21 protein-coding genes are annotated in these 20,424 nt (G+C 64.6%); 15 read left to right on the top strand and 6 right to left on the bottom strand.

Translation table 11 applies throughout. The features are described from left to right. The coding region (locus EN738_RS04180) for an FGGY-family carbohydrate kinase (protein ID WP_245494358.1) at positions 1-931 on the top strand (931 nt) is incomplete at its 5' end. Between the two features lie 75 nt (positions 932-1,006). Beyond that, positions 1,007-1,609 (top strand): hypothetical protein, encoded by a 603-nt coding sequence (locus EN738_RS04175; RefSeq protein ID WP_127282598.1) that lies wholly within the window; start codon positions 1,007-1,009, stop codon positions 1,607-1,609. Here the strand turns inward: EN738_RS04175 and EN738_RS04170 are convergent. Beyond that, the gene (locus EN738_RS04170; protein WP_127282597.1) at positions 1,599-2,561 is read right to left on the bottom strand and encodes a sugar-binding transcriptional regulator; all 963 of its coding nucleotides are present in this window, start codon (positions 2,559-2,561) and stop codon (positions 1,599-1,601) included. The two genes, EN738_RS04175 and EN738_RS04170, sit on opposite strands and share 11 nt — an antisense overlap. A gap of 216 nt (positions 2,562-2,777) precedes the next feature. Here EN738_RS04170 and EN738_RS04165 point away from each other — a divergent pair, with 216 nt between their 5' ends. From EN738_RS04165 to EN738_RS04125, 9 genes are all read left to right on the top strand, one after another. Continuing rightward, positions 2,778-3,788, top strand: a complete 1,011-nt coding sequence (locus EN738_RS04165) for an ABC transporter permease (RefSeq protein ID WP_187331217.1) — start codon at positions 2,778-2,780, stop codon at positions 3,786-3,788. A 134-nt stretch (positions 3,789-3,922) separates the two neighbouring features. Then, positions 3,923-4,861: a sugar ABC transporter substrate-binding protein gene (locus EN738_RS04160; RefSeq protein ID WP_127282596.1), complete on the top strand. Its 939-nt coding sequence runs from the start codon at positions 3,923-3,925 to the stop codon at positions 4,859-4,861. 21 nt (positions 4,862-4,882) lie between these two features. Beyond that, a complete protein-coding gene (locus tag EN738_RS04155) occupies positions 4,883-6,391 on the top strand; it encodes a sugar ABC transporter ATP-binding protein (RefSeq protein WP_127282595.1) in 1,509 nt (502 codons plus the stop codon). Positions 6,392-6,522: 131 nt separating this feature from the next. Beyond that, complete coding sequence (locus EN738_RS04150) at positions 6,523-7,290, top strand: SDR family oxidoreductase (RefSeq protein WP_127282594.1); 768 nt, start codon at positions 6,523-6,525, stop codon at positions 7,288-7,290. A gap of 8 nt (positions 7,291-7,298) precedes the next feature. Beyond that, positions 7,299-8,084: an SDR family oxidoreductase gene (locus EN738_RS04145; RefSeq protein ID WP_127282593.1), complete on the top strand. Its 786-nt coding sequence runs from the start codon at positions 7,299-7,301 to the stop codon at positions 8,082-8,084. A 385-nt stretch (positions 8,085-8,469) separates the two neighbouring features. Then, positions 8,470-9,444, top strand: coding sequence for an ABC transporter substrate-binding protein (locus EN738_RS04140; protein WP_127282592.1), 975 nt, complete (start codon positions 8,470-8,472; stop codon positions 9,442-9,444). A gap of 75 nt (positions 9,445-9,519) precedes the next feature. Continuing rightward, positions 9,520-10,599, top strand: coding sequence for a glycine betaine/L-proline ABC transporter ATP-binding protein (locus tag EN738_RS04135; RefSeq protein WP_127282591.1), 1,080 nt, complete (start codon positions 9,520-9,522; stop codon positions 10,597-10,599). Beyond that, complete coding sequence (locus tag EN738_RS04130) at positions 10,596-12,575, top strand: ABC transporter permease subunit (RefSeq protein ID WP_127282590.1); 1,980 nt, start codon at positions 10,596-10,598, stop codon at positions 12,573-12,575. Before EN738_RS04135 ends, EN738_RS04130 begins: the two co-directional genes overlap by 4 nt. A gap of 38 nt (positions 12,576-12,613) precedes the next feature. Further along, positions 12,614-12,991 carry a GFA family protein gene (locus tag EN738_RS04125; RefSeq protein ID WP_127282589.1) on the top strand — a complete coding sequence of 126 codons (378 nt, stop codon included), beginning with the start codon at positions 12,614-12,616 and terminating at the stop codon, positions 12,989-12,991. A gap of 27 nt (positions 12,992-13,018) precedes the next feature. Here the strand turns inward: EN738_RS04125 and EN738_RS04120 are convergent, their stop codons facing one another. Continuing rightward, positions 13,019-14,377, bottom strand: a complete 1,359-nt coding sequence (locus EN738_RS04120) for an NAD(P)/FAD-dependent oxidoreductase (protein WP_127282588.1) — start codon at positions 14,375-14,377, stop codon at positions 13,019-13,021. 259 nt (positions 14,378-14,636) lie between these two features. Between EN738_RS04120 and EN738_RS04115 the strand changes: the two genes are divergently transcribed. Next, entirely contained in the window at positions 14,637-15,359 is a 723-nt protein-coding gene (locus EN738_RS04115; protein ID WP_127282587.1) for an XRE family transcriptional regulator, read from the top strand. 37 nt (positions 15,360-15,396) lie between these two features. Here EN738_RS04115 and EN738_RS04110 read toward each other — a convergent pair whose 3' ends face one another. The 4 genes from EN738_RS04110 to EN738_RS04095 all read right to left on the bottom strand — a co-directional run bounded on the left by EN738_RS04110 (position 15,397) and on the right by EN738_RS04095 (position 19,280). Further along, positions 15,397-16,437 (bottom strand): DUF3445 domain-containing protein, encoded by a 1,041-nt coding sequence (locus tag EN738_RS04110; RefSeq protein ID WP_127282586.1) that lies wholly within the window; start codon positions 16,435-16,437, stop codon positions 15,397-15,399. Positions 16,438-16,446: 9 nt separating this feature from the next. Further along, a complete protein-coding gene (locus tag EN738_RS04105) occupies positions 16,447-17,412 on the bottom strand; it encodes a PDR/VanB family oxidoreductase (RefSeq protein ID WP_127282585.1) in 966 nt (321 codons plus the stop codon). Next, positions 17,409-18,005, bottom strand: coding sequence for a dimethylamine monooxygenase subunit DmmA family protein (locus EN738_RS04100; protein ID WP_127282584.1), 597 nt, complete (start codon positions 18,003-18,005; stop codon positions 17,409-17,411). The genes EN738_RS04105 and EN738_RS04100 overlap by 4 nt, the downstream gene beginning before the upstream one ends. Positions 18,006-18,146: 141 nt before the next feature. Next, entirely contained in the window at positions 18,147-19,280 is a 1,134-nt protein-coding gene (locus EN738_RS04095; protein WP_127282583.1) for an aminomethyltransferase family protein, read from the bottom strand. Between the two features lie 286 nt (positions 19,281-19,566). Here EN738_RS04095 and EN738_RS04090 point away from each other — a divergent pair, with 286 nt between their 5' ends. Genes EN738_RS04090 through EN738_RS04080 form a run of 3 tightly spaced genes read left to right on the top strand, consistent with a single transcriptional unit; the run spans position 19,567 to position 20,417 of the window. Then, complete coding sequence (locus EN738_RS04090) at positions 19,567-19,854, top strand: hypothetical protein (RefSeq protein WP_127282582.1); 288 nt, start codon at positions 19,567-19,569, stop codon at positions 19,852-19,854. A 5-nt stretch (positions 19,855-19,859) separates the two neighbouring features. Next, positions 19,860-20,237, top strand: a complete 378-nt coding sequence (locus tag EN738_RS04085; protein ID WP_127282581.1) for a hypothetical protein — start codon at positions 19,860-19,862, stop codon at positions 20,235-20,237. 18 nt (positions 20,238-20,255) lie between these two features. Beyond that, positions 20,256-20,417: a hypothetical protein gene (locus EN738_RS04080; RefSeq protein ID WP_127282580.1), complete on the top strand. Its 162-nt coding sequence runs from the start codon at positions 20,256-20,258 to the stop codon at positions 20,415-20,417. Positions 20,418-20,424 lie beyond the last annotated feature (7 nt).

The raw sequence follows: 20,424 nt of genomic DNA, 5'->3' as shown, positions 1-20,424 counted from the left end.
GACCGGTACCTGGCAGCCCCGCCTGGTCGAGGCCGCCGGGTTGCGGCCGGAGCATCTGCCGGAGCTGGTCGGGCCGGGAGAAACCTGCGGCGGGCTTTCCGAAATCATCGCATCGGCAACGGGGCTGAAGGCCGGCACGCCCATCATCGCCGGCGCCGGCGACGGCCAGGCGATGGGCCTCGGCATGGGCGTCCATGGTCCCGGCAAGAGCTATCTCTCGCTGGGCTCGGGCGTCGTCAGCGGCAGTTATTCCGGCACGGTCACGACATCGGACGCGTTCCGCACGCTGGTCTCACCGACCGGCTCCGGCTTCATGCTGGAGACGGTGCTGCGCTCGGGCATGCAGCTGGTCGACTGGATCGTGCGCACCACCGGTGCACCCTCCGCCGCCATCCTGGAGAAGGCCGCGATGGAGGTGCCCGCAGGCAGCGACGGCCTGCTGGTCATGCCGTACTGGGCCGGGGTCATGAGCCCGTACTGGGATGGTGCTGCGCGCGGCGCCATTGTCGGCCTGTCGCTCGACCATGAGCCAAGACATCTCTTCCGCGCGGTGCTGGAAGGCATCGCCTTCGAGCAGGCGATCGCCACCGATGCGATGGAGGCGCAGACCGGCAAGGCAGAGGCGACGATCGCTGCCGGCGGCGGCACCAATTCGACGTTGCTGATGCGGATCATGGCGAGCGTGCTGGAACGGCCGCTCTCCATTTCGCCGGTCAACGAGGCGGCCGCACTCGGTGCCGCCATGCTGGCGGCCTCGGCGATCGGATGGTTCGGTTCGCCGGAGGACGCCGCCAAGGCGATGGCCGCGCCACCGGCAAGACAGGTCGATCCGGTCGAGGCGCTGGTGCCGGTCTATCGCGCGCGCAAGGCAATCTACCGCGACCTCTATCATGCGACGCGCGACATCCACGCGCGGCTGGGCGCGGCATGAAATCTGTGTGAACCGACGCATATTGCGTCTTGCCCTGCTGGTGATACGCTCCCGGCGCGCGGCGGACGATTGCTCATGACGACAGCCCTTCATCATGCGGCCTGGCTTGTTGCGCTGGCGGCAATGCCCGTGCCGGCGCTTGCCGGCGACAAACCCGCGTTCGAGCTTTCGCTCGACATCGACCAGGACGGCACGATGGACCGGGCCGTGGTGATGCAGGACGATGGTCCAGCCGAGCTCTACGTCTATCTGGGGACAGGAGCGGAAAAGCCCGGTCCTTCGCGAAAACCCGACTTCGTCAGGAAAGCGCTGACCGAGGACCGCATCATCGATCTCGAAGCCAAGGGCAAGGGATCGCTGGCGATCACCTCCTGCTTCGGCTGCGGCGCCAGCAAATCGACCGAAGAGACGCTGACCGTCGTCTATCGCCACGGCCAATTCATGGTCGGCGGCTACAGCCGCAGCTGGGACTGGGGGAACCGGACGTCCGATGACACCGTCGATACGATCCAGGGCGACTGCGACATCAACTACCTCACCGGCAAGGGCACCGTCTCCAAGGACCTGGAAGAAAGCAGGCCGATCAAGGGAAATTTCAAGCCCGTGCTGCTGAAAGACTGGTCTTACGAGAGGCGCCCCAAGGTCTGTGACTTTCTAGCCGGCTGGACTAGCGACTGAGCAGGCCCTTGGCCGCGTCCTCGTCGGTGATCAGCACCGAGACCCTGGTGTTGGCAAGCGCGGCGCGCATGACGGCCACCTTGTCCTGTCCTCCCGAAACCAGGATGATCGACGGAATATCGGAGAGATCCTGCAGCGGATAGGCGCAGACGCGGCGGTTGACCTCATGGTCGACGGGGCGTCCCTCGGCGTCGATGAAGTAGCAGAGGATGTCGCCGACGGCGCCGGCCGCCTGCAATTCCTCGAGCTCGCTCGGCTTGATGAAGCCGTAATTGGCGATCGGGCTATTGCCCGAGAAGGCGCCGACGCTGAGCACGGCGATGTTGGCGCGCCGGGCGCGGAAGACAACGTCCTGGACGCTGCGCTGGCTCATGAAGGCATCGCGCTGCTCCGGCCTGTCGGCATAGACCGGCACCGGCAGCAGATAGCATTCGGCGCCGATCTTCTCGGCGAACTCCCAGGCGCTCTCGGTCGGGTTGAGCGGCTGCGCATGGGTAAGACCGCCGAGCATCGAAACCACCGTGGTCCTGGCGATTGGCCGTCGGGGCAGTTCGTTGATGGCGAACTTCAGCGTTCGGCCCCAGCCCAGCGCGATGACATCGCCGGGATTGACGTTGTCGGCCAGATAGGTTGCCGCGGCATGGCCGATCATCAGCGGCGCGTTGGTCCTGTCGGCGGCTGAAGGCACGACCACCGCCTGGCTCAAGCCAAAACGCTGCTTCAGGCTTTCCTCGAGCTGCACGCATTCGACGACGCTGTCGCGGATACGGAACTGGACCACGCCTTCCTCACGGGCGGCAGAGAGGATGCGATGCACCTTGATGCGGCCGATGCCGAGGATCTCGGAGATGCGCTCCTGGGTCAGGCCCTCGACATAATAGTGCCAGGCGGCGCGGGCCTTGAGCTCGGCATCCGGGAAGCGCGAGGCCTTCTCGTTCTCGATCACCGCCATCCTCGTGCCCCTCCGCATCTCCCTTGGCCTTCCCTAGGCCAATCCGCCGGGTGGCGCAAACCGCCGCCGAATGCGTCCGCGGCACTTGACAATTTTCTGATGAACAGATTAGCTGAACAAAATTGCATATCAAAGATAAATTGTTCACAAGGGAGGATGCCTGGTGAACAAGAGCGGACGGCAGCGCATCGCCGGTTCGCGGACGGAGGAGACAAGGTGGCTGTGAGCAATGATGCAAGCGAGCTGAAGGCCGCGGCCGGCGCGCAGGGCGCGACGGGCACGAAGTTTTCGGCGCTGTTCGCCGGAACCATGGGGCCGCTGATCGGGCTCGCGCTTCTGTGCCTGGCGCTGACGCTGACAACCGACACCTTCCTGACGGTGCGCAACATCCTCAACGTGCTCGACCAGATCACCGTGCTCGGCATCATGGCGATCGGCATGACGCTGGTCATCCTGATCGGCGGCATCGACCTTTCGGTCGGCTCGGTGCTGGCGCTGGCCGCCATGGTGATGGGCTATATCGCCCACCCCGACTATCTCAATCTCGGCGTGCCGGCGGGCGTCGTGGCGGCGCTCGTCGTCGCCGGCCTCTGCGGGCTCGTCTCGGGGCTGCTGGTGACGATGACCAAGCTGCCGCCCTTCATCGCGACGCTCGCCATGATGTCGGTGGCGCGCGGCCTCGCCAACATGATCACCGACGGCTCGCAGATCGTCGGCTTCCCCGACTGGTTCACCAACCTGTCGATCGTCCGCCATTTCGGCTTCCTGTCGGTCACCGTCGGGCTGATGATCGTGCTGGCGATCGTCTTCGCCATCTTCCTCAACTACCGCGCCACCGGCCGCAGCCTCTATGCGATCGGCGGCAGCGCCGAGGTCGCGCGGCTGTCCGGCATTCCGGTCAAATCGCTGACCAACTGGGTCTATGCGATCTGCGGCGTGCTTGCCGGTCTGGCCGGCATCGTGCTCGCCGCCCGTCTCGATTCCGTGCAGCCGAGCTCCGGCCTCGGCTACGAGCTCGACACGATCGCGGCGGTGGTCATCGGCGGCGCCAGCCTTTCGGGCGGCGTCGGTTCGATCGGCGGCACCGCGGTCGGCGTGCTGATCATCGGCGTGCTGCGCAACGGCCTCAACCTGCTCGGCGTCTCTCCCTTCATCCAGCAGGTGGTGATCGGCGTGGTGATCGCGCTTGCCGTCGCCACCGACACCTGGCGCCGCAGATCGCAGTGAGGAGCCGGGCGCAATGAGAATTCGCCCGGATCTCCGGGCGATGGACGGATCGGTCGATCCGAGACTGGGAACGTTCGGCCAAGGGGCGCCGTGGTGCGCGGGCGGAACATACTGAATATCAACGGAGGAAAAACATGCTGACCAAACGTTCACTCTTGCTCGCCGCCGCGGCCATCGTCCCGCTGCTTGGCCTGTCCGACGCGGCCTCGGCCAAGGACGCCAAGAAGCTCGGGCTGGCCGTCGCCAACCTGCAGGCCGACTTCTTCAACCAGATCAAGCAGTCGGTCGAAGCCTACGCCAAGGAGAAGGGCATCGATGTGGTCACCGTCGACGCCAAGGGCGATTCGGCGACCCAGGTCAGCCAGGTGCAGGACCTGATCACGCAGAACATCGACGCGCTGATCTACATCCCGGCCGGCGCCACCGCCGCCACCGTGCCGACCAAGACGGCGAAGGCCGCCGGCATCCCAGTGGTCAATGTCGACCGCAACGCCGACGGCGCGCCGGGCGACACCTTCATTGCCACCAACAGCGTCGCCTCGGCCCAGGGCGTTTGCGACTACATCGCCAAGCAGGCCGGCGGCAAGGGCGAGATGATCATCATCCATGGCCAGAAGGGCACGACACCGGAAGTCGACCGCTCGAAGGGCTGCGGCGAGGCGCTCAAGGCCTATCCCGACATCAAGGTGGTCGGCGAGCTGTGGAGCGAAGGCTGGCACCAGGACGAAGGCTTCAAGCTGACGCAGGATCTGCTGCAGTCGCATCCCGACGTGTCGATCATCTTCGGCCAGGCCGACGCGCTGGCGCTGGGCGCGGCACAGGCGGTCAAGGTCGCCAATCCCGGCCACAAGGTCTGGGTTGCCGGCTTCGACGGCGACGTCGCGGCGCTGAAGGCCTTGAAGGACGGCGTGTTCGACGTCACCGCCACGCAGCAGACCCAGGGCATGGGCCGGCTCGCAGTCGACGCGGCGATCAAGCTGGTGGCCAGCGAGAAGATCCCTGCCGAGCAGCTGCAGGAAGCGACGCTGACCACCAAGGACAATGTCGCGCAGTTCATCGAAAAGCATCCGTAAGGCACCCGAGACAGCGCCGCGATGTCCTCCGACCCTCGCCACAGCGAAAGCCCGCATCACGGGCTCTTCGTCAACGGGCTCTGCAAGAGCTACGGACCGGTGCAGGTCCTGGCCGATGCGAGCTTCGAGGTGCGGCCGGGCGAGGTCGTGGCGCTGCTCGGCGAGAACGGCGCCGGCAAATCGACCGTCTCCAACATCATCGCCGGCTCGACCAAGCCCGATGCCGGCACCATCATCTGGCGGGGGAAGCCCTATTCCCCCGCCAATCCGGCCGCGGCCATCGAGGCCGGCGTCGGCATGATCCATCAGGAATTGAAGCTGCTGCCGGACCTGTCGGTGGCGGAGAACGTCTATGTCGGGCGCCTGCCGATGCGCGGCGGCCGCATCGATCGCGCGACCATGAATGCCAAAGCCTCAGCGCAGTTGAAGCGCCTCGGCCTCGACGTCTCGCCGGAGCGCAAGGTGCGCACGTTGCGCATTGCCGCCCAGCAGCAGGTCGAGATCGCCAAGGCGCTGACGCTCAACGCCGAGCTCCTGATCCTCGACGAGCCGACCGCGGCGCTCGGCGGCGAGGAGACGGAGCTGCTCTTCCAGCAGATCCGCAAGCTCAAGGCCGAGGGCATGTCCTTCATCTATATCAGCCATCGCCTCGACGAGATCGCGCAGATCGCCGACCGCGTGGTGGTGATGCGCGACGGCCGCATCGTCGCCCGGCACGAGCGCGCCGACATCCCGGTGCGCACCGTGGTCGAGCAGATGGTCGGGCGCAGCGTCGAGCGCATGTTCCCCAAGCAGTCGCCGCCGCGCGACGAAACGCTGCTCGAGGTCGAGAACCTGTCGTCGCCGGACAAGAGCTTCAACGCCGTCAGCTTCTCGGTGAAATCAGGCGAGATCCTCGGCATCGCCGGGCTGATCGGCGCCGGGCGCACGGAGCTGGTGCGGGCGATCGCCGGCGCCGACCCGATCTCTTCCGGTGCGGTGCGCGTCGCCGGCAAGCCGGTGCATCTCAACGGCCCGGCCGCCGCGATCAGGGCCGGCGTCGTGCTGGTGCCGGAAGACCGCAAGGCGCAAGGCGTGGTGCTGGAGCAGACGATCGGCGAGAACCTGGCATTCGGCAATTTCGACCATGTCGCGCCGAAGGGCTGGGTGTTTCCCAGGGCAGTGCAGAAATTCGCCGAGGCCGGCATCTCCCGGCTCGGCGTCAAGGGCAAGCCCAACCAGGCGGTCTCGAAACTTTCCGGTGGCAACCAGCAGAAGGTGATCATCGCCAAATGGGTGTCACGGCCACCCAAGGTGTTCATCCTCGACGAGCCGACGCGCGGCATCGACGTTGGAGCCCGCGCCGCGATCTACGACGTCATCGCCGACCTCGCCCGCTCCGGCATGGCGGTGGTGGTGGTGAGCTCGGATCTCGAGGAGGTGCTGGGGCTCTCGCACCGCGTGCTGGTGCTGAGCCGCGGCCGCCAGCGCGGCATCCTCGAGCGCGGCGAAGCCAGCAATGTCGCGGTGATGGAGCTAGCGACAAGCTGAGATCGACGTGAGGAACCCGGGGAATCGAAACTTGGCGCAGCAGGTGATAGCCTCCCAGGCACCGGACCGCGCGGGGCGCCAACAAAGTGTTGGCGCCCTTTGATTTCGCGAGAGCCGGCAGGAGGGAACCAATGACCAAACTATTCGATCTCAGTGGCGACGTTGCGCTGGTGACGGGCGCCGGCAGCGGCATCGGCCAGGCGATCGCCATCGGCCTCGCGGAAGCCGGCGCCGATATCGCCTGCTTCGGCCACAGCTCGAAGGGCGGGCTGGAAGAGACCGCGCAGAAGATATCCGCGCTCGGTCGCAAGGCACTGGTGCTGACTGGCTCGGTGACCTCCGAGAGCGACCTGTCGGCGGCGATCGAGCGCCTGGAGAAAGAACTCGGCGCGCTGACCATCGCCGTCAACAATGCCGGCATCGCCGGCGCCGAACCCGCCGAAACGCTGCCGCTGGAGAAATGGCAGAAGATCTACGACGTCAATGTCAGCGGCGTGTTCCTGTCGTGCCAGGCCGAGGCGCGCGTCATGCTGCCGCGCCGCAGGGGCTCGATCATCAACATCGCCTCGATGTCGGGCTCGATCGTCAATCGCGGGCTGACGCAGGCGCACTACAACTCCTCGAAGGCGGCCGTGATCCACATGTCGAAAAGCCTCGCCATGGAGTGGGCCGACCGCGGCCTGCGCGTCAACGTCGTCAGCCCCGGCTACACGCTGACGCCGATGAACAAGCGGCCGGAGGTGGCCGAGCAGATAAAAATCTTCAAGCGCGACACGCCGATGGGCCGCATGGCGACGCCGGAAGAGATGGTCGGACCGACCGTGTTCCTGGCGGCCCGCGCCTCGAGTTTCGTCACCGGCATCGACCTCATCGTCGATGGCGGCTTCGTCTGCTGGTAGGAGAGAAGATGCAGAAGCGCTTTGAAGGAAAGACGGCGGTCGTCACGGGCGCCAGCGGCGGCATCGGCGCGGCGATGGCGAAACGCTTCGCGGCGGAGGGCGCCGCGGTCGTGGTCAGCGCCATCGATCCGCGCGTCGACGAGGTCGCGGCAGGCCTCAAGGCGGCGGGGGCGAAGGTTGCCTCGATGCGCATGGACGTCACCAGGAAGGACGAGGTCGCGGCGCTCTACGACCTCGCCGAAAAGGAATTCGGCCGCGTCGACATCTCGGTGCAGAACGCCGGCGTCATCACCATCGCCAGGATCGAAGCGATGACCGAGGCCGAGTGGGACAAGGTGCTGGCGGTGAACACCAAGGGCGTGTTCCTGTGCTGCCAGGAAGCGATCGGGCGCATGCGCAAGCATGGCGAGGGCGGCCGGCTGATCAATACCGCTTCGGGCCAGGCGCGGCAGGGTTTCATCTACACGCCGCACTATGCGGCCTCGAAATTCGGCGTCGTCGGCATCACCCAGAGCCTTGCCAAGGAAGTGGCCAAGGAGAAGATCACCGTCAACGCCATCTGCCCCGGCATCATCGACACCGACATGTGGGCCTATAACGACACCGCCTGGGGCAAGCTGCTCGGCGACTACAAGCCGGGCGAGCTGACGGCGGAGTGGGTGAAGAACATCCCGATGGGCCGTGCCGGCAGCGGCGAGGACGTCTCCGGGTTGGTCAGCTTCCTCGCCAGCAACGATGCGGCCTACATCACCGGCCAGACCATCAATGTCGATGGCGGCCTGATCATGTCCTGAGGCTGTCGGATTGCGCACCGCTCAGTGCGTTTGTGCGTTGCGCGACATGAACCTTGGTATATATAATTTCATCCTATGAAACGGCTTCGGCTCGCCGCATGGCGCGCCAGGCCTCGATCATGGGACCCTGATGGCTCGCATGCTCAAGAGCGCCGCGCTGGCGGCGATCGAACCGCGGATGACTGCCCCGGCAGCCATCGACGGGCGGCCATGACGCGGCCTCGCTCCGCACCGGCACCTTCATCCTGGCATCATCTCACCCTTTCGCGCCGGCTTCAGTGCCGGATGGGCGCTTGCGCAGCGACCCGCTTTTCCAACACAATCATAAAAAGACCAGAAGAAGGGAACGACCGATAATCCTCTAGAGCTTGACAGGAGAACAAGCATGTCACTTCGGAGCATGATTTCGACAGCATCAATGGGAGCCCTAACGCTTGCCCTGGCAAGCGCACTGACGCCGGCAGCGCAAGCCGCCGCGCCTGAATCCAGCGATCCGATCAAGATCGCCCTGTTCGACTGGACCAGCGTCAACCTCAACGCCAAGATTCTTGGCGGCATCCTCGAAAAGCTCGGCTACACGGTCGAATATCCGACCGCAGACTACCTCTCCAGCCTGACGACCGGCCTCACCAATGGCGACCTCGATGTCGGCCTCGAATTCTGGGACACGACCGCCGGAGAAGCCATGAAGGCTTCCGACGCCACCGGACAGACGGAGCGGCTGGGCAAGCTCGGACCGAAAGCCAAGGAGGAATGGTGGTTCCCTGAATACATGAAGGAAAAGTGCCCGGGCCTGCCCAACTGGGAAGCGCTGAAGGACCCGAAATGCGCCGAGGCCTTCTCGACGGCCGAGACAACGCCGAAGGGCCGCTACCTCGGCGGCCCGGTGACCTGGGAGGGCTTTGACGACGAGCGCGTCGAGGCACTGAAACTGCCCTTCACTGTCATCCATGCCGGCACCGACGCGGCGATGTTCGCCGAGCTCGATTCCGCCTATCAGCGCAAGGCGCCGATCATGCTGTGGATCTATTCGCCGCACTGGGCGCCGGCCAAGTACAAGGGCGAGTGGGTCGAATTCCCCGAATACACGCCGGAGTGCTACACCGACCCCAAATGGGGCACCAACCCCGACGCCAAATATGACTGCGGCAAGCCGCATGGCGAAATCTGGAAATATGCGTGGGGCGGCATGAAGGAGAAATGGCCGGTCGCCTACAAGGTGGCCAAGGCCTATACGATCGACACCGACGAGCTCAACAAGATGAGCGGCGACATCGACCTCAACGGCAAGACGCCGGAAGAGGTCGCCGCCGCCTGGATCGCTGCCCACGAGGCCGACTGGAAGGCCTGGGCGCAGTGACCGTTCCGACTGGAAATTGCGAGACCCGGCCGGGAATGGCCGGGTCTCTACTGCCCGTTCCAGAAGGACGAATGCATGAGCGACGCGACTGAACTGCAGGCCGCCGGCGCGCCCAGGGATGCGCGCCCGATAAAGCTTGCCTGCCGCAATGTCTGGAAGCTGTTCGGCGCCAATGCCGCGAGCTTCATCCGCGAGCGCGCCGGCAAGGCGAGCCCCACCGACATCGCGGCGGCGGGACTGGTCGGCGCGGTGCGCGCCGTCGACCTCGAGATCCGCCAGGGCGAGATCTTCATCATCATGGGGCTGTCCGGCTCAGGCAAGTCGACGCTGGTGCGCTGCATGTCGCGGCTGGTCGAACCAAGCCACGGCAAGGTCGAATTCGAAGGCAAGGACCTGCTCAAGATTTCTGATGCGGCGCTGATCGAGCTCAGGCGTCACCGCATGGGCATGGTGTTCCAGAATTTCGCGCTGCTGCCGCATCTCAACGTGCTCGACAATATCGCCTTTCCCTTGAGCATCCAGGGACAGGACCGGGCGACGCGAGAGGACCGCGCCCGCGAGGTGATCGAGCTCGTCGGCCTGCGCGGGCGCGAGCATTTCTATCCGCGCGAACTTTCCGGCGGCCAGCAGCAGCGCGTCGGCATCGCGCGCAGCCTTGCCACCAAGCCGGAGATCTGGTTCCTCGACGAGCCGTTCTCGGCGCTCGATCCGCTGATCCGCCGCGAGATGCAGGACGAATTGATGCGGCTGCAGACGATGCTGCACAAGACCATCGTCTTCATCACCCATGATTTCGACGAGGCGATCCGGCTCGCCGACCGCATCGCCATCATGAAGGATGGCGAGGTCATCCAGACCGGCACACCGGAAGAACTGGTGGTCAATCCGGCGACCGACTATGTCGCCGAGTTCACCCGCGACGTCGACCGCGCCAAGGTGATCTCGGCGAGGAGCCTGATGCGCGCTTGCGGCGGCGCCGAGCATGGCGGCACGGTCTCGCCGGAGGCGAAGATCGCCAGCTTCTCGGCCGGTATCGTCGCCGCCGGCAAGCCATTCGCCGTCGTCAACGGCAGCGGCAAGCCGATCGGCGAGGTGACGCCGCAAGCGGTGATCGACCTGCTCGCCGGCATCGAGCGCAGCGGAGCCGGCGCATGACGGTAACGGCGAGCGCCAGCGAAACCAGACCGCCGGTCCAGCGCTGGCTGGCGATCTGGGCGCTAGCGCTTGCCGCTGTGCTGGTCGTGTTCCTGCTCGAGGACAAAGTGCCCTGGGCGGTCAATTATCCGGCCGACGCCGTCATTCCGGTCGCCGACTGGATAGGCGGGCTTATGAAGTGGATAAAGACGAACTTCTCCTGGCTGACGCGCTCGATCACGGCGGTGCTTGGCGTGCCGCTCGACTTCGCGCTCGATCTTCTGGCCAAGAACTTCAAGATCGGCCATGGCGCGGATGCCTTCACCCTGCCGCGCCTGTCCTGGCTCGGCGTCTGCGTTGCGGCGTTCCTCGCCGGCCGCGCCGCCGGCGGCTGGAAGTTGGGTGTGCTGGTCGGCGGCTGCTTTGCCTATGTCGCGCTGTTCGGGCAATGGACCAGCGCCATGCTGACGCTGGCGCTGATCTCGATCGCGGTGCCGTTCTGCATCGTCACCGGCCTGTTCGTCGGCATCTGGGGCTGGCGCAAGCCCTGGGCCGAAAGGCTCGTCGTCTCCCCTGCCCTCGATCTGATGCAGACCATTCCGACCTTCGCCTATCTGATCCCGATGCTGCTCCTGTTCGGCAACAGCCCGGTGTCGGCGATGATCGCCACCGCCATCTTCGCCACGCCGCCGATGGTCAGGGCGACGATGCTCGGCCTGCAGCGCGTGCCGTCCGAGATCGACGAGTTCAGCGAGATGGCCGGCTGCACGGCCAGGCAGAAACTGTGGCGCGTGCTTCTGCCCTCGGCGCGGCCGACGCTGATGGTCGGCGTCAACCAGGTCATCATGCTGGCCCTCAACATGGTCATCATCGCCTCGATGATCGGCGCTGGCGGCCTCGGCTACGACGTGCTCCTGGCGCTGAGGGCGCTGAAGGTCGGCGAAGCGATGGAGGCCGGCCTCGCCATCGTCGCCTTGGCCATCGCGCTCGACCGGCTGAGCCAGGCGATCGCCCACAACGACGCGATGGGTCAGACGCACCAGGCGGCTAGCCCGAATTTCTGGCGGCGCTATCCCAACCTGACGCTGGCCGTCGCCATCCTTGCCGCCACCACGCTGCTCAGCCTGTTCGTGCCCGCCTTCGCGGCGGTGCCGAAGGCGATCACCTTCACGACGGCGCCTTTGTGGAAAGCGGCGGTGAACTGGGTGACGATCAATTTCTTCGACACGATCGAGGCCTTCCGCGTGGCGCTGATCCTCAACGTGCTCAATCCGGTGCGCGCCTTCTGCGAAGGCTTCCCGTGGCTGGGCGCCGTGTTCCTGCTCGGCCTTGCCGGCTACCAGCTCGGCGGCGCGCGGCTTGCCGCGCTGGTCGCGGCACTGACCGCCTTCTGCGCGGTGACGGGCTTGTGGGAAAAGACCATGGCGACGGTCTATCTCTGCGGCATCTCGGCCTTCATCTCCTGCCTGATCGGCATTCCGATCGGCCTTGCCGCCTCGCGCAGCGACCGCTTCGAGAAGATCGTCACGCCGATCATCGACACGCTGCAGGTGCTGCCGTCCTTCTGCTTCATCATCCCGGTGGTGATGCTGTTCCGCGTCGGCGACGTCACCGCGATGATCGCGACGATCGCCTTCGCCGTCGTGCCGGCGATCCGCTACACCAACCACGGCATCCGCCAGGTGCCGCCGGCGCTGATCGAGGCGGCGAAGGTTTCGGGCTGCACGCCGCGCCAGACCTTCTTCCGCGTGCAGCTGCCGCTGGCGCTGCCCGAGATCATGCTCGGCGTCAACCAGACGATCCTGATGGCCTTGGCGATGATCATCATCTGCGCCATGGTCGGTACCCGCGATCTCGGCCAGGAGGTGTTCATCGCGCTGTCCAAGGCCGATTCCGGCCGCGGCATCGTCGCGGGGCTGGCCATCGCCTTCATCGGCATCGTCGCCGACCGGCTGTTCAATGCCTGGACAGCGAAAGCCAGGGCTAGGCTGGGGTAAAGCCCCAAGCGCCGAAACCACCCAAAGGAGACAGGACCATGACCAGCCGGACGGCCAGCTGCGCCTGCGGCCAATTGCAGATCCGCTGCCCGCAAGAGCCCGACATCGTTTCGCTTTGCCATTGCCTGGACTGTCAGCGGCGGACCGGCAGCCCGTTCGGGATCGCGGCCTTCTTCGATGCCGCCGCGACCGACGTCACCGGATCGTCGCGGTCATTCGAGCGCAATTCCGATAGCGGATTTTCGATCGCCTTCCACTTCTGCGAGACGTGCGGTTCGACGGTGTTCTGGTATCCGTCGCGACGGCCGGCCGCGGTCGCCGTTGCCGTCGGCTGTTTCGCCGACCCATCCTTTCCGGCGCCGACGCGGTCGGTTTTCGACAAGCGCCGGCACGGCTGGGTCGCCGTGCCGGCCTGACGGCAAGCGCGCCTGGTTGCGCAGGCGCTATTCCGCCGCGACGCCCTTCACCTCGAGATAGCTCTCCATCGAGTCGTCCAGCGCCTGCAGCCAGGGCGTATGGTGCAGCGGCGCCATGGTGCCGGTCATCAGCGAGCGATAGGCGTGGTCGCGGAAGCCCATGATGTCCTCCACCTTGTGATGCTCCCACTCCATGAAGGTGTGGTTGACCGCCTCGACGTCGAAGCCCGGATAGTCGGTCTGGTCCATCAGCTCCTTGGTGTAGTCGCCCTGGAACCAGATCATCTGCTCGGCGTCTTCCAGTGTCTCCTCGCGTGCGCGCCACTTGGCGCCGTGCTCGGCCATTGCCTCGGCCGAAGGCAGCTTGATGCGGCCCATGATGACGTCGCGCGCATACCAGGCCTGCGCGTCGAACATGTTGAAGGTATAGAACTGGTCCTGCATGCCGATATAGAACAGCTTCGGGTTCTTTTCCCACACCACGCCTTCATAGAGGTCGAGCGGCCACATGCGGTTGGCGGTCTTGAGCTTGAGGTCGTCGGTGAGGAAGGGGAAGGAATGCAGATAGCCGGTGCACAGGATGATGGCATCGACATCCTTGGTGGTGCCGTCCTTGAAATGCGCCGTCTTGCCGACGACCTTCTGCAGCAGCGGCACCTCCTTCCAGTTCTCCGGCCATTTGAAGCCCATCGGCTTCGAGCGGTAGCTGGAGGTGATCGATTTGGCGCCGTATTTGTAGCACTGCGAACCGATGTCCTCGGCCGAATAGGAACGGCCGATGATCAATATGTCCTTGCCCTTGAATTCCATGGCGTCGCGGAAGTCGTGGCTGTGCAGGATGCGGCCGTTGAAGGTGGCGAAGCCCTCGAAGAACGGCACGTTGGGCACGGAGAAATGGCCGGAGGCGACGACGACATTGTCGAACTCTTCCGAATAGGTGACGTCGTTGCTGCGGTCATGCGCGGTGACGGTGAATTTCTTCGTTGCGTCCGAATAGGTGACCATGCGCACCGGCGTGTTGAAACGCACCCATTTGCGCACGCCTGATTTCTCGACACGGCCCTTGATGTAGTCCCACAAAACGGCGCGCGGCGGATAGGAGGCGATCGGCCGGCCGAAATGTTCTTCGAATGTGTAGTCGGCGAATTCGAGGCACTCCTTCGGCCCGTTCGACCAGAGATAGCGGTACATCGAGCCGTGCACCGGGTCGCCATGCTCGTCGAGGCCGGTGCGCCAGGTGTAGTTCCACAGCCCGCCCCAGTCGGACTGCTTCTCGAAGCAGACGACTTCCGGAATCTCGGCGCCCTTGTCGGCGGCTGACTTGAAGGCTCGAAGCTGTGCCAGACCGGACGGCCCGGCTCCGATGACGGCAACGCGACTGTTCATGGCGGGTCTCCCGTTCTCATTTCCCCAGCGAAACAAATTTCACTGTCAGTAACAGTAATCGCACCTCTCGTGCTGTCAACGGTCCTTCTGGCGAAAGCGCGTTCCGCGTGGGCAACTTCCGGTGAAAAACCGCCGGCGGGCTGTGAGCGGGAAACGCAGAAATCGGCCGTGGATGGCTTGTTGCGACGATTGCGCTCGTGTACCGGCAACGAATATGTTCACCTTGAGTGAAATAATTCCGCAGAATGCAGGGGGCGACATGGCCAAGAAGGCTTCCGATCTCAAGCACGGCGCCGGCGCCGCCAAGAGCAAGCCTTCGCCGAAGGCCGTGTCGGCCGACGGGCGCACGATCCGCACGCCGCTGACCCAAAACCCGCACGCCATTCGCGACACGCGCGAAAAGGTGCTGGAAGTGGCGATCGGGCGCGAGGTGCGGGCATTCCGCAAGAAGCTCGGCATCACGGTCGCCGATCTCGCCGTCGCCACCGACATTTCGCTCGGCATGCTGTCGAAGATCGAGAACGGCATCACCTCGCCGTCGCTGACCACGCTGCAGGCGCTGTCGAGGGCGCTCGGCGTGCCGGTCACCGCCTTCTTCCGCCGCTTCGAGGAGGAGCATGCCGCGGTCTTCGTCAAGGCCGGCGAAGGCCTCGATGTCGAACGCCGCGGCACGCGCGCCGGCCATCAGTACAATCTGCTCGGCCATATCGGCTCCAACACCAGCGGCGTCGTCGTCGAGCCCTACCTGATCACGCTGACCGAGGATTCGGACGTGTTCCCCACCTTCCAGCATGCGGGCATGGAATTCCTCTATATGCTGGAGGGCGAGGTGGTGTACCGGCACGGCAACAACCTCTACCCGATGAAGCCCGGCGACAGCCTGTTCTTCGACGCCGACGCGCCGCATGGGCCCGAACAGCTGACGCGGCTACCGATGCGGTACCTGTCGATCATCTGCTATCCGCAAAGCAGCGCGGGGTGAATGGCTAATCTCCCCCTCGTGGGAGAGATCGACAGCTTCAGTCAGGCCCGAAACCCGGGCTCGTCGGGCTGCCATCGTCCAGCTTCGACAGCCACTCGACCAGCGTCGGACGGTAGCGGGTGAGGCCCTTGTAGGTGGCGAGTTCCTCGGGCAGGTCGCGGATGACGCGGTGCAGGCGACGCGCCCATTTGGGCTGCGTCACCAGCTCGTCCATCTGGATCAGGTAGCAGCGGATCGGGAAGACGATGCCGTTCGAGCGCGGCAGCCGCCAGAAGCTCTGCAGCTCGACGCGCAGATGCACCTTGTCGCCGACATTCTCCGGCGTCACCGTCGCCCGGTCGGGACCCCATTTGTGGTAGTTCTCCGGGCTGGTGTCGAGGCGCGGATTGATGGTCATCGTCCAGTTGAGCCGCCGCGCCGGCTTGCCCTGCTGGATGTTGGTGAGGAATTTCAGCGCACGGATGAAGATGCCCTTCTCGTGCGCCAGCGGCACCGGCGCGTGCCACTCGAAGAAGTTCATGCCGATGTCGAAATCGAGCGACCAGTCGGCCTGGGTGGTGACCATGCCGGCATCCATCCACAGATTGCCGTCGCGCTGGTCGAGGATGCAGAAATCGCCCTGGCTCTGGCGGGTGATGTATTCCATCGGGCCATAGGGCAGCGTCGAGGTGTCGCCGAAGGTGAAGGTGTCGTCGATACCGAGCGGCCGGTTGATCCAGCGCCAGCGGTCACCGTCGCGGGTCAGCGTGAAATGCTCGGGATAGCCTAGCGCCTGCTGCTCCATCAGCAGCTCGAGCAGGTCCCAGCCGGCCAGCGTCATATGCGGCAGCGACTGGCAGCGCAGCGGATCCTCAGCCAGCACCAAAGCGCGGTCCTGCATCTCGGCGACATAATGCTCGTCGACGTCGATCAGGTTTTCCAGCACGCTGCCCTTCGGGCCGACGACGTGCGGCTCGATGTTGACGGCATACATATAGCTGTCTTCGTTGAACGGGAACGGAAAGCGCCTGATGTGCTCCGGGCTGTTCCGGAACGTGTAGTCGTCGCGGAAGGTTTCCTTGCGAAAGGTGATGCCCAAGTTCGCCTCCTATCTTTCCAGGACCAGCGACTTGCCCTCGAAGCGCGAGACGCAAGGCATGATCTTGCAGCCGGAGCGATGGTCTTCCTCGCTCAGCCAGTGGTCGTTGTGGATGAACTTGCCGTCGGAAGAGATGACATTGGTCTCACACTGGCCGCAGACGCCGCCGCGGCAGAGATAGGGCGGATCGACGCCGGCGGCCTCGATCGCCTCGAGCAGGCTCTGCTGCGAGCCGACGCGGATCGTCTTGCCGCTGACGGCCAGTGCCACATCGAAAGGCGCGCCGGGCTGCGGCGCCGCGAAATGCTCGAAATGCACCGTTTCCGACGGCCAGCCGAGAGCGGCGGCGCGGTCGCGCACCCAGTTGATCATGCCGGCCGGGCCGCAGACATAGAGATGCGTGCCGAGCGGCTGCGTCGAAAGCAGACGGTCGAGATCGATGCGCTCGTCGCGATCGTCGTGATAGAGTTTCACCCGGCGGTCGTAGCGCTGCTGCAGTATATCGGCATAGGTGCCGAGCGAAGCGGTGCGGCAGGTGTAGTGCAGCTCGAAATTGCCTCCCGACCCCGCCAGTTGCGCGGTCTGCGCCATGAACGGCGTGATGCCGATGCCGCCGGCCAGCATCAGGTGCTTCCTGGCTCTCAGGTCGAGCGAGAACAGGTTGACCGGATAGCTGATCACCATCTCCAGGCCGGGCTTGACCGACCTGTGCATGAACAGCGAGCCGCCGCGGCCGACATCGTCGCGGCGCACTGAGATCGTGTATTCGCTGGTATTGAGCGGCGAGCCCATCAGCGAATAAGGGTTGAGCCTGGTGCGGTCGCCGTCGCGCATCTCGACCACGACATGAGCGCCGCCTGAAAAGGTCGGCAGGAGTTCACCGTCGCGGCGGCGGAAATGGAAGCGGGTGACCAGGTCGTTGACGGGGACGACATCGCTGACGACGACGTCGAGCTTGGTGGTGCCGGTGCTCATCGGAAGACCTCCTCCATTGGAGGAATCTCTGAGCGATCCTCGGCATTGATGCAGACGCCCTGGAAGGCGGCGAGGCGCCGCGAATAGTGGTCGCGCACCAGAAGCAGCAGGCCGCAATGCGCGCAGGTCGCCGGCTGCGTCGTCACGTTCTCGGTGATGCCCTTGCAGTGCACGCACTGCATGCGGCGCGCCAGCGAGCCGCGATGCTCGGTCTGCATGGAGGTGTGGTCGATGCCGGCCTCGAGCGCCACCTGCATGGCCTGGCCGATCAGCCCTTCGGTGCCCGAAAGATAGAGGCGCAGGCCCATATGGGCGTTGGTCAGCGTCTGCCTCAATCGCGGCAGCAAGCTGGCGAAGGACGGCGGCAGATGGAGCTGTGCCGGCTTCAGCGCTTCGAGAGCGGCGATGTGGTTGCCGTCTGGAGCCGCAATGAAGACGATCTCGGCGCCGTCGAAGAAACCGGCCGGCGCGTTGCCGGCCATGTCGATGATCGCGAGCGCGCCTTCGGCATCCGCCACGAAAAGGTGGTGCTTGCCGGGCTGCGGAGACAGGGTTCCGTAAACGGGCCGGCTGATGATCGTCTTGGCTGCCATACTTCCTTCGTGCCCTGGGGCGTTTCACCGTTTCACGGAAACGGCGAACCGCTCAATCTCCTTGTTTTGACGCAATTCCGGACGGAAAACCGTTCACACTTTTCCTGGAATTGCTCTCAACCCCTCCCCGTTGATAATGCCTCAGCCCTTGGCGGTGCGCTTGGTCTTTTTGGGATCATCGAACGGCAACGGCTGCGCCGTCGCCCTGATCGAGCCGCTCCTGTTTCGAATCTCGAGCCTGGTGTCCTTGACGGCGCAGTCGACGTCGAGGCGGGCGATGCCCATCGACTTCTCGACCAGCGGCGAATACATGGCGCAGGTGACGACGCCGACTTGTCTGCCGTCGCGATAGACCGGCGCGCCCTCGTCGGCCGGCTCCCTGCCGTCGAGCAGGACGCCGTAGATCTTGAAGCGCTCCTTGCCCTTCAGGCGATAGTGCTCCTCGGCGCCGCGGAAGCCGGTCTTGCCGGGGCTGACGGTGAAGTCGAGGCCGAGTTCCCACAGCGTGTCGCCGGGGCCTTCGCTCTCGAACGGATACTTTTGGGAATTGTCATAGGGATAGAACAGCAGGTAGCTCTCGACGCGCAGCATATCGAGCGTGGTGAAGCGGCACGGGATGATGCCGACGCCCTTCCCCTCGTCGAGGATCCTGTCCCAGATCGTGCCGGCATCCTGGCCTCGGCAGAAGATCTCGTAGCCGCGCTCGCCAGTGTAACCGGTGCGCGAGATCATCACCGGGAAACCGAACAGCTGCGTCTGCATGTGGTGGAAGTAGTTGAGGTCGCGAATGCCCGGCACGTGCTTGGCCAGGTAGTCGACAGCGGTCGGCCCCTGCAGCGACAGGTCGTGCAGGTTGTCGTCGAAGCGCAGCGAGACATCGCGGCCCGCCGCTGCGCGTTGCAACTCCTCATGGCCGGTGCCGGAGCCGTGCACGACCATCCAGCTGTTGGGGCTGATGCGGTAGATGATGCAGTCGTCGGTGAACTTGCCGGCCTCGTTCAGCATGCAGGCATAGGCCGACTTGCCGGGATAGATCTTCTCGACGTCGCGGGTGGTGGCGAGGTCGATGAGGTGCGCGGCGTGCGGCCCGGTGATGTGAACCTTCTTCAGGCCGGAGACGTCCATCAGGCCGGCCTTGGTGCGGATGGCGACATATTCCTCGTCGGCATCCTTGTCGTAGGTCCAGGCGGTGCCCATGCCGCTCCAGTCCTCGAGCTTCGAGCCGAGCGCGCGATGGCGGTCCGCCAAGGTCGAAAATCTCCAGGATGCCGTCATCCGATCGTCCTCCGTCAGAAAGTCATTGCTGTTCCCTGCTCCTTGGCGCGATGGCCGGAGCTTTGATCGAATATTGACCGCAAACGACGAAGCGCTGCAATCCCCTTGAAGCAAATAATTTCATTGTCAGGCAAATTTCTTGACATGGAACGAACGGTTCACAACCCGGAAATGCGGCTTGACAATTCCGGAATTCGGTCGGAATTTATGAAAAAAATTTCACTCTGTTGAAAGAGTGAGACGCCCGGCCGATTCGGGACCGGACGTCGAGAGAAGGGGAAAACCGATGTCCGACCTGCAGCAGCGCATCGAAGCGCTGTACCGTTCCGACGTGCGCGGATCCGCGCTCCTGATCATCTGCCTGTGGGCGACGATCCTCTTCGTCCTCATCATGACATGGCCATACATTCCGCACGCCGGCATCAAGCTGGTCGTCGCGGTCGCCGCCGGCGCCGTGCTGATCTTCAACACGGCCGCCATCCTGGCGATGGTCAACCACTACAAGGAAGACAAGGACTTCATCTACGGGCTCGACATCAAGAACGCCGACGCGTTCCGCAACCGCAAGGGGTAGACAGCATGTCCCGCTACAAGCCGCCGGAACAGAGCAAGGCCGGCCAGATCCTCGATATCGCTGTGGTCGTGGTCGCCATTTTCGTGGCGCTTTGGCTGCCGTTGAAGCTCGGCCTCGCCGGAGCCGCGAAGTCCATCGATCCGCTCGACGCCAAGACTTGGGACGCGCTTGGCCAGAATGCGACCATGGCGTCGATCTGGGAGAAGCTCGGCTACACGCCCGAGACCGCGCACGACATCATCCAGAACCGCTTCCACTATGTGATCGACTGGCCGACGCTGATCATCATGGCGGCGGTTCTGATCGGCTATTTCGTGTTCCTGTTCCGCGCATCGGACCGGGAATATCGCGAAGTCATCAACGAAAAGTTCGACGACAAGTAACCCCCCGGGGACACGATCATGTGGATACCGCTGTCTTACGCCTGCTGGGGCATCTCGATCGTGCTCGCGCTCTGGATGCTCTACGACTGGTTCAAGGTCGATACGACCTATTCCGAGGAGGTGCTGACCTCCTCGCGCGAAGGCGAGCTTGAAGCCGTTTCCGAAAAGCACCGGATCTGAGTGGGGA

The sequence above is a fragment of the Mesorhizobium sp. M4B.F.Ca.ET.017.02.2.1 genome, assembly GCF_003998955.1.
Taxonomy (GTDB): domain Bacteria; phylum Pseudomonadota; class Alphaproteobacteria; order Rhizobiales; family Rhizobiaceae; genus Mesorhizobium; species Mesorhizobium abyssinicae.
This window is presented reverse-complemented; position numbering and strand designations above follow the sequence as displayed.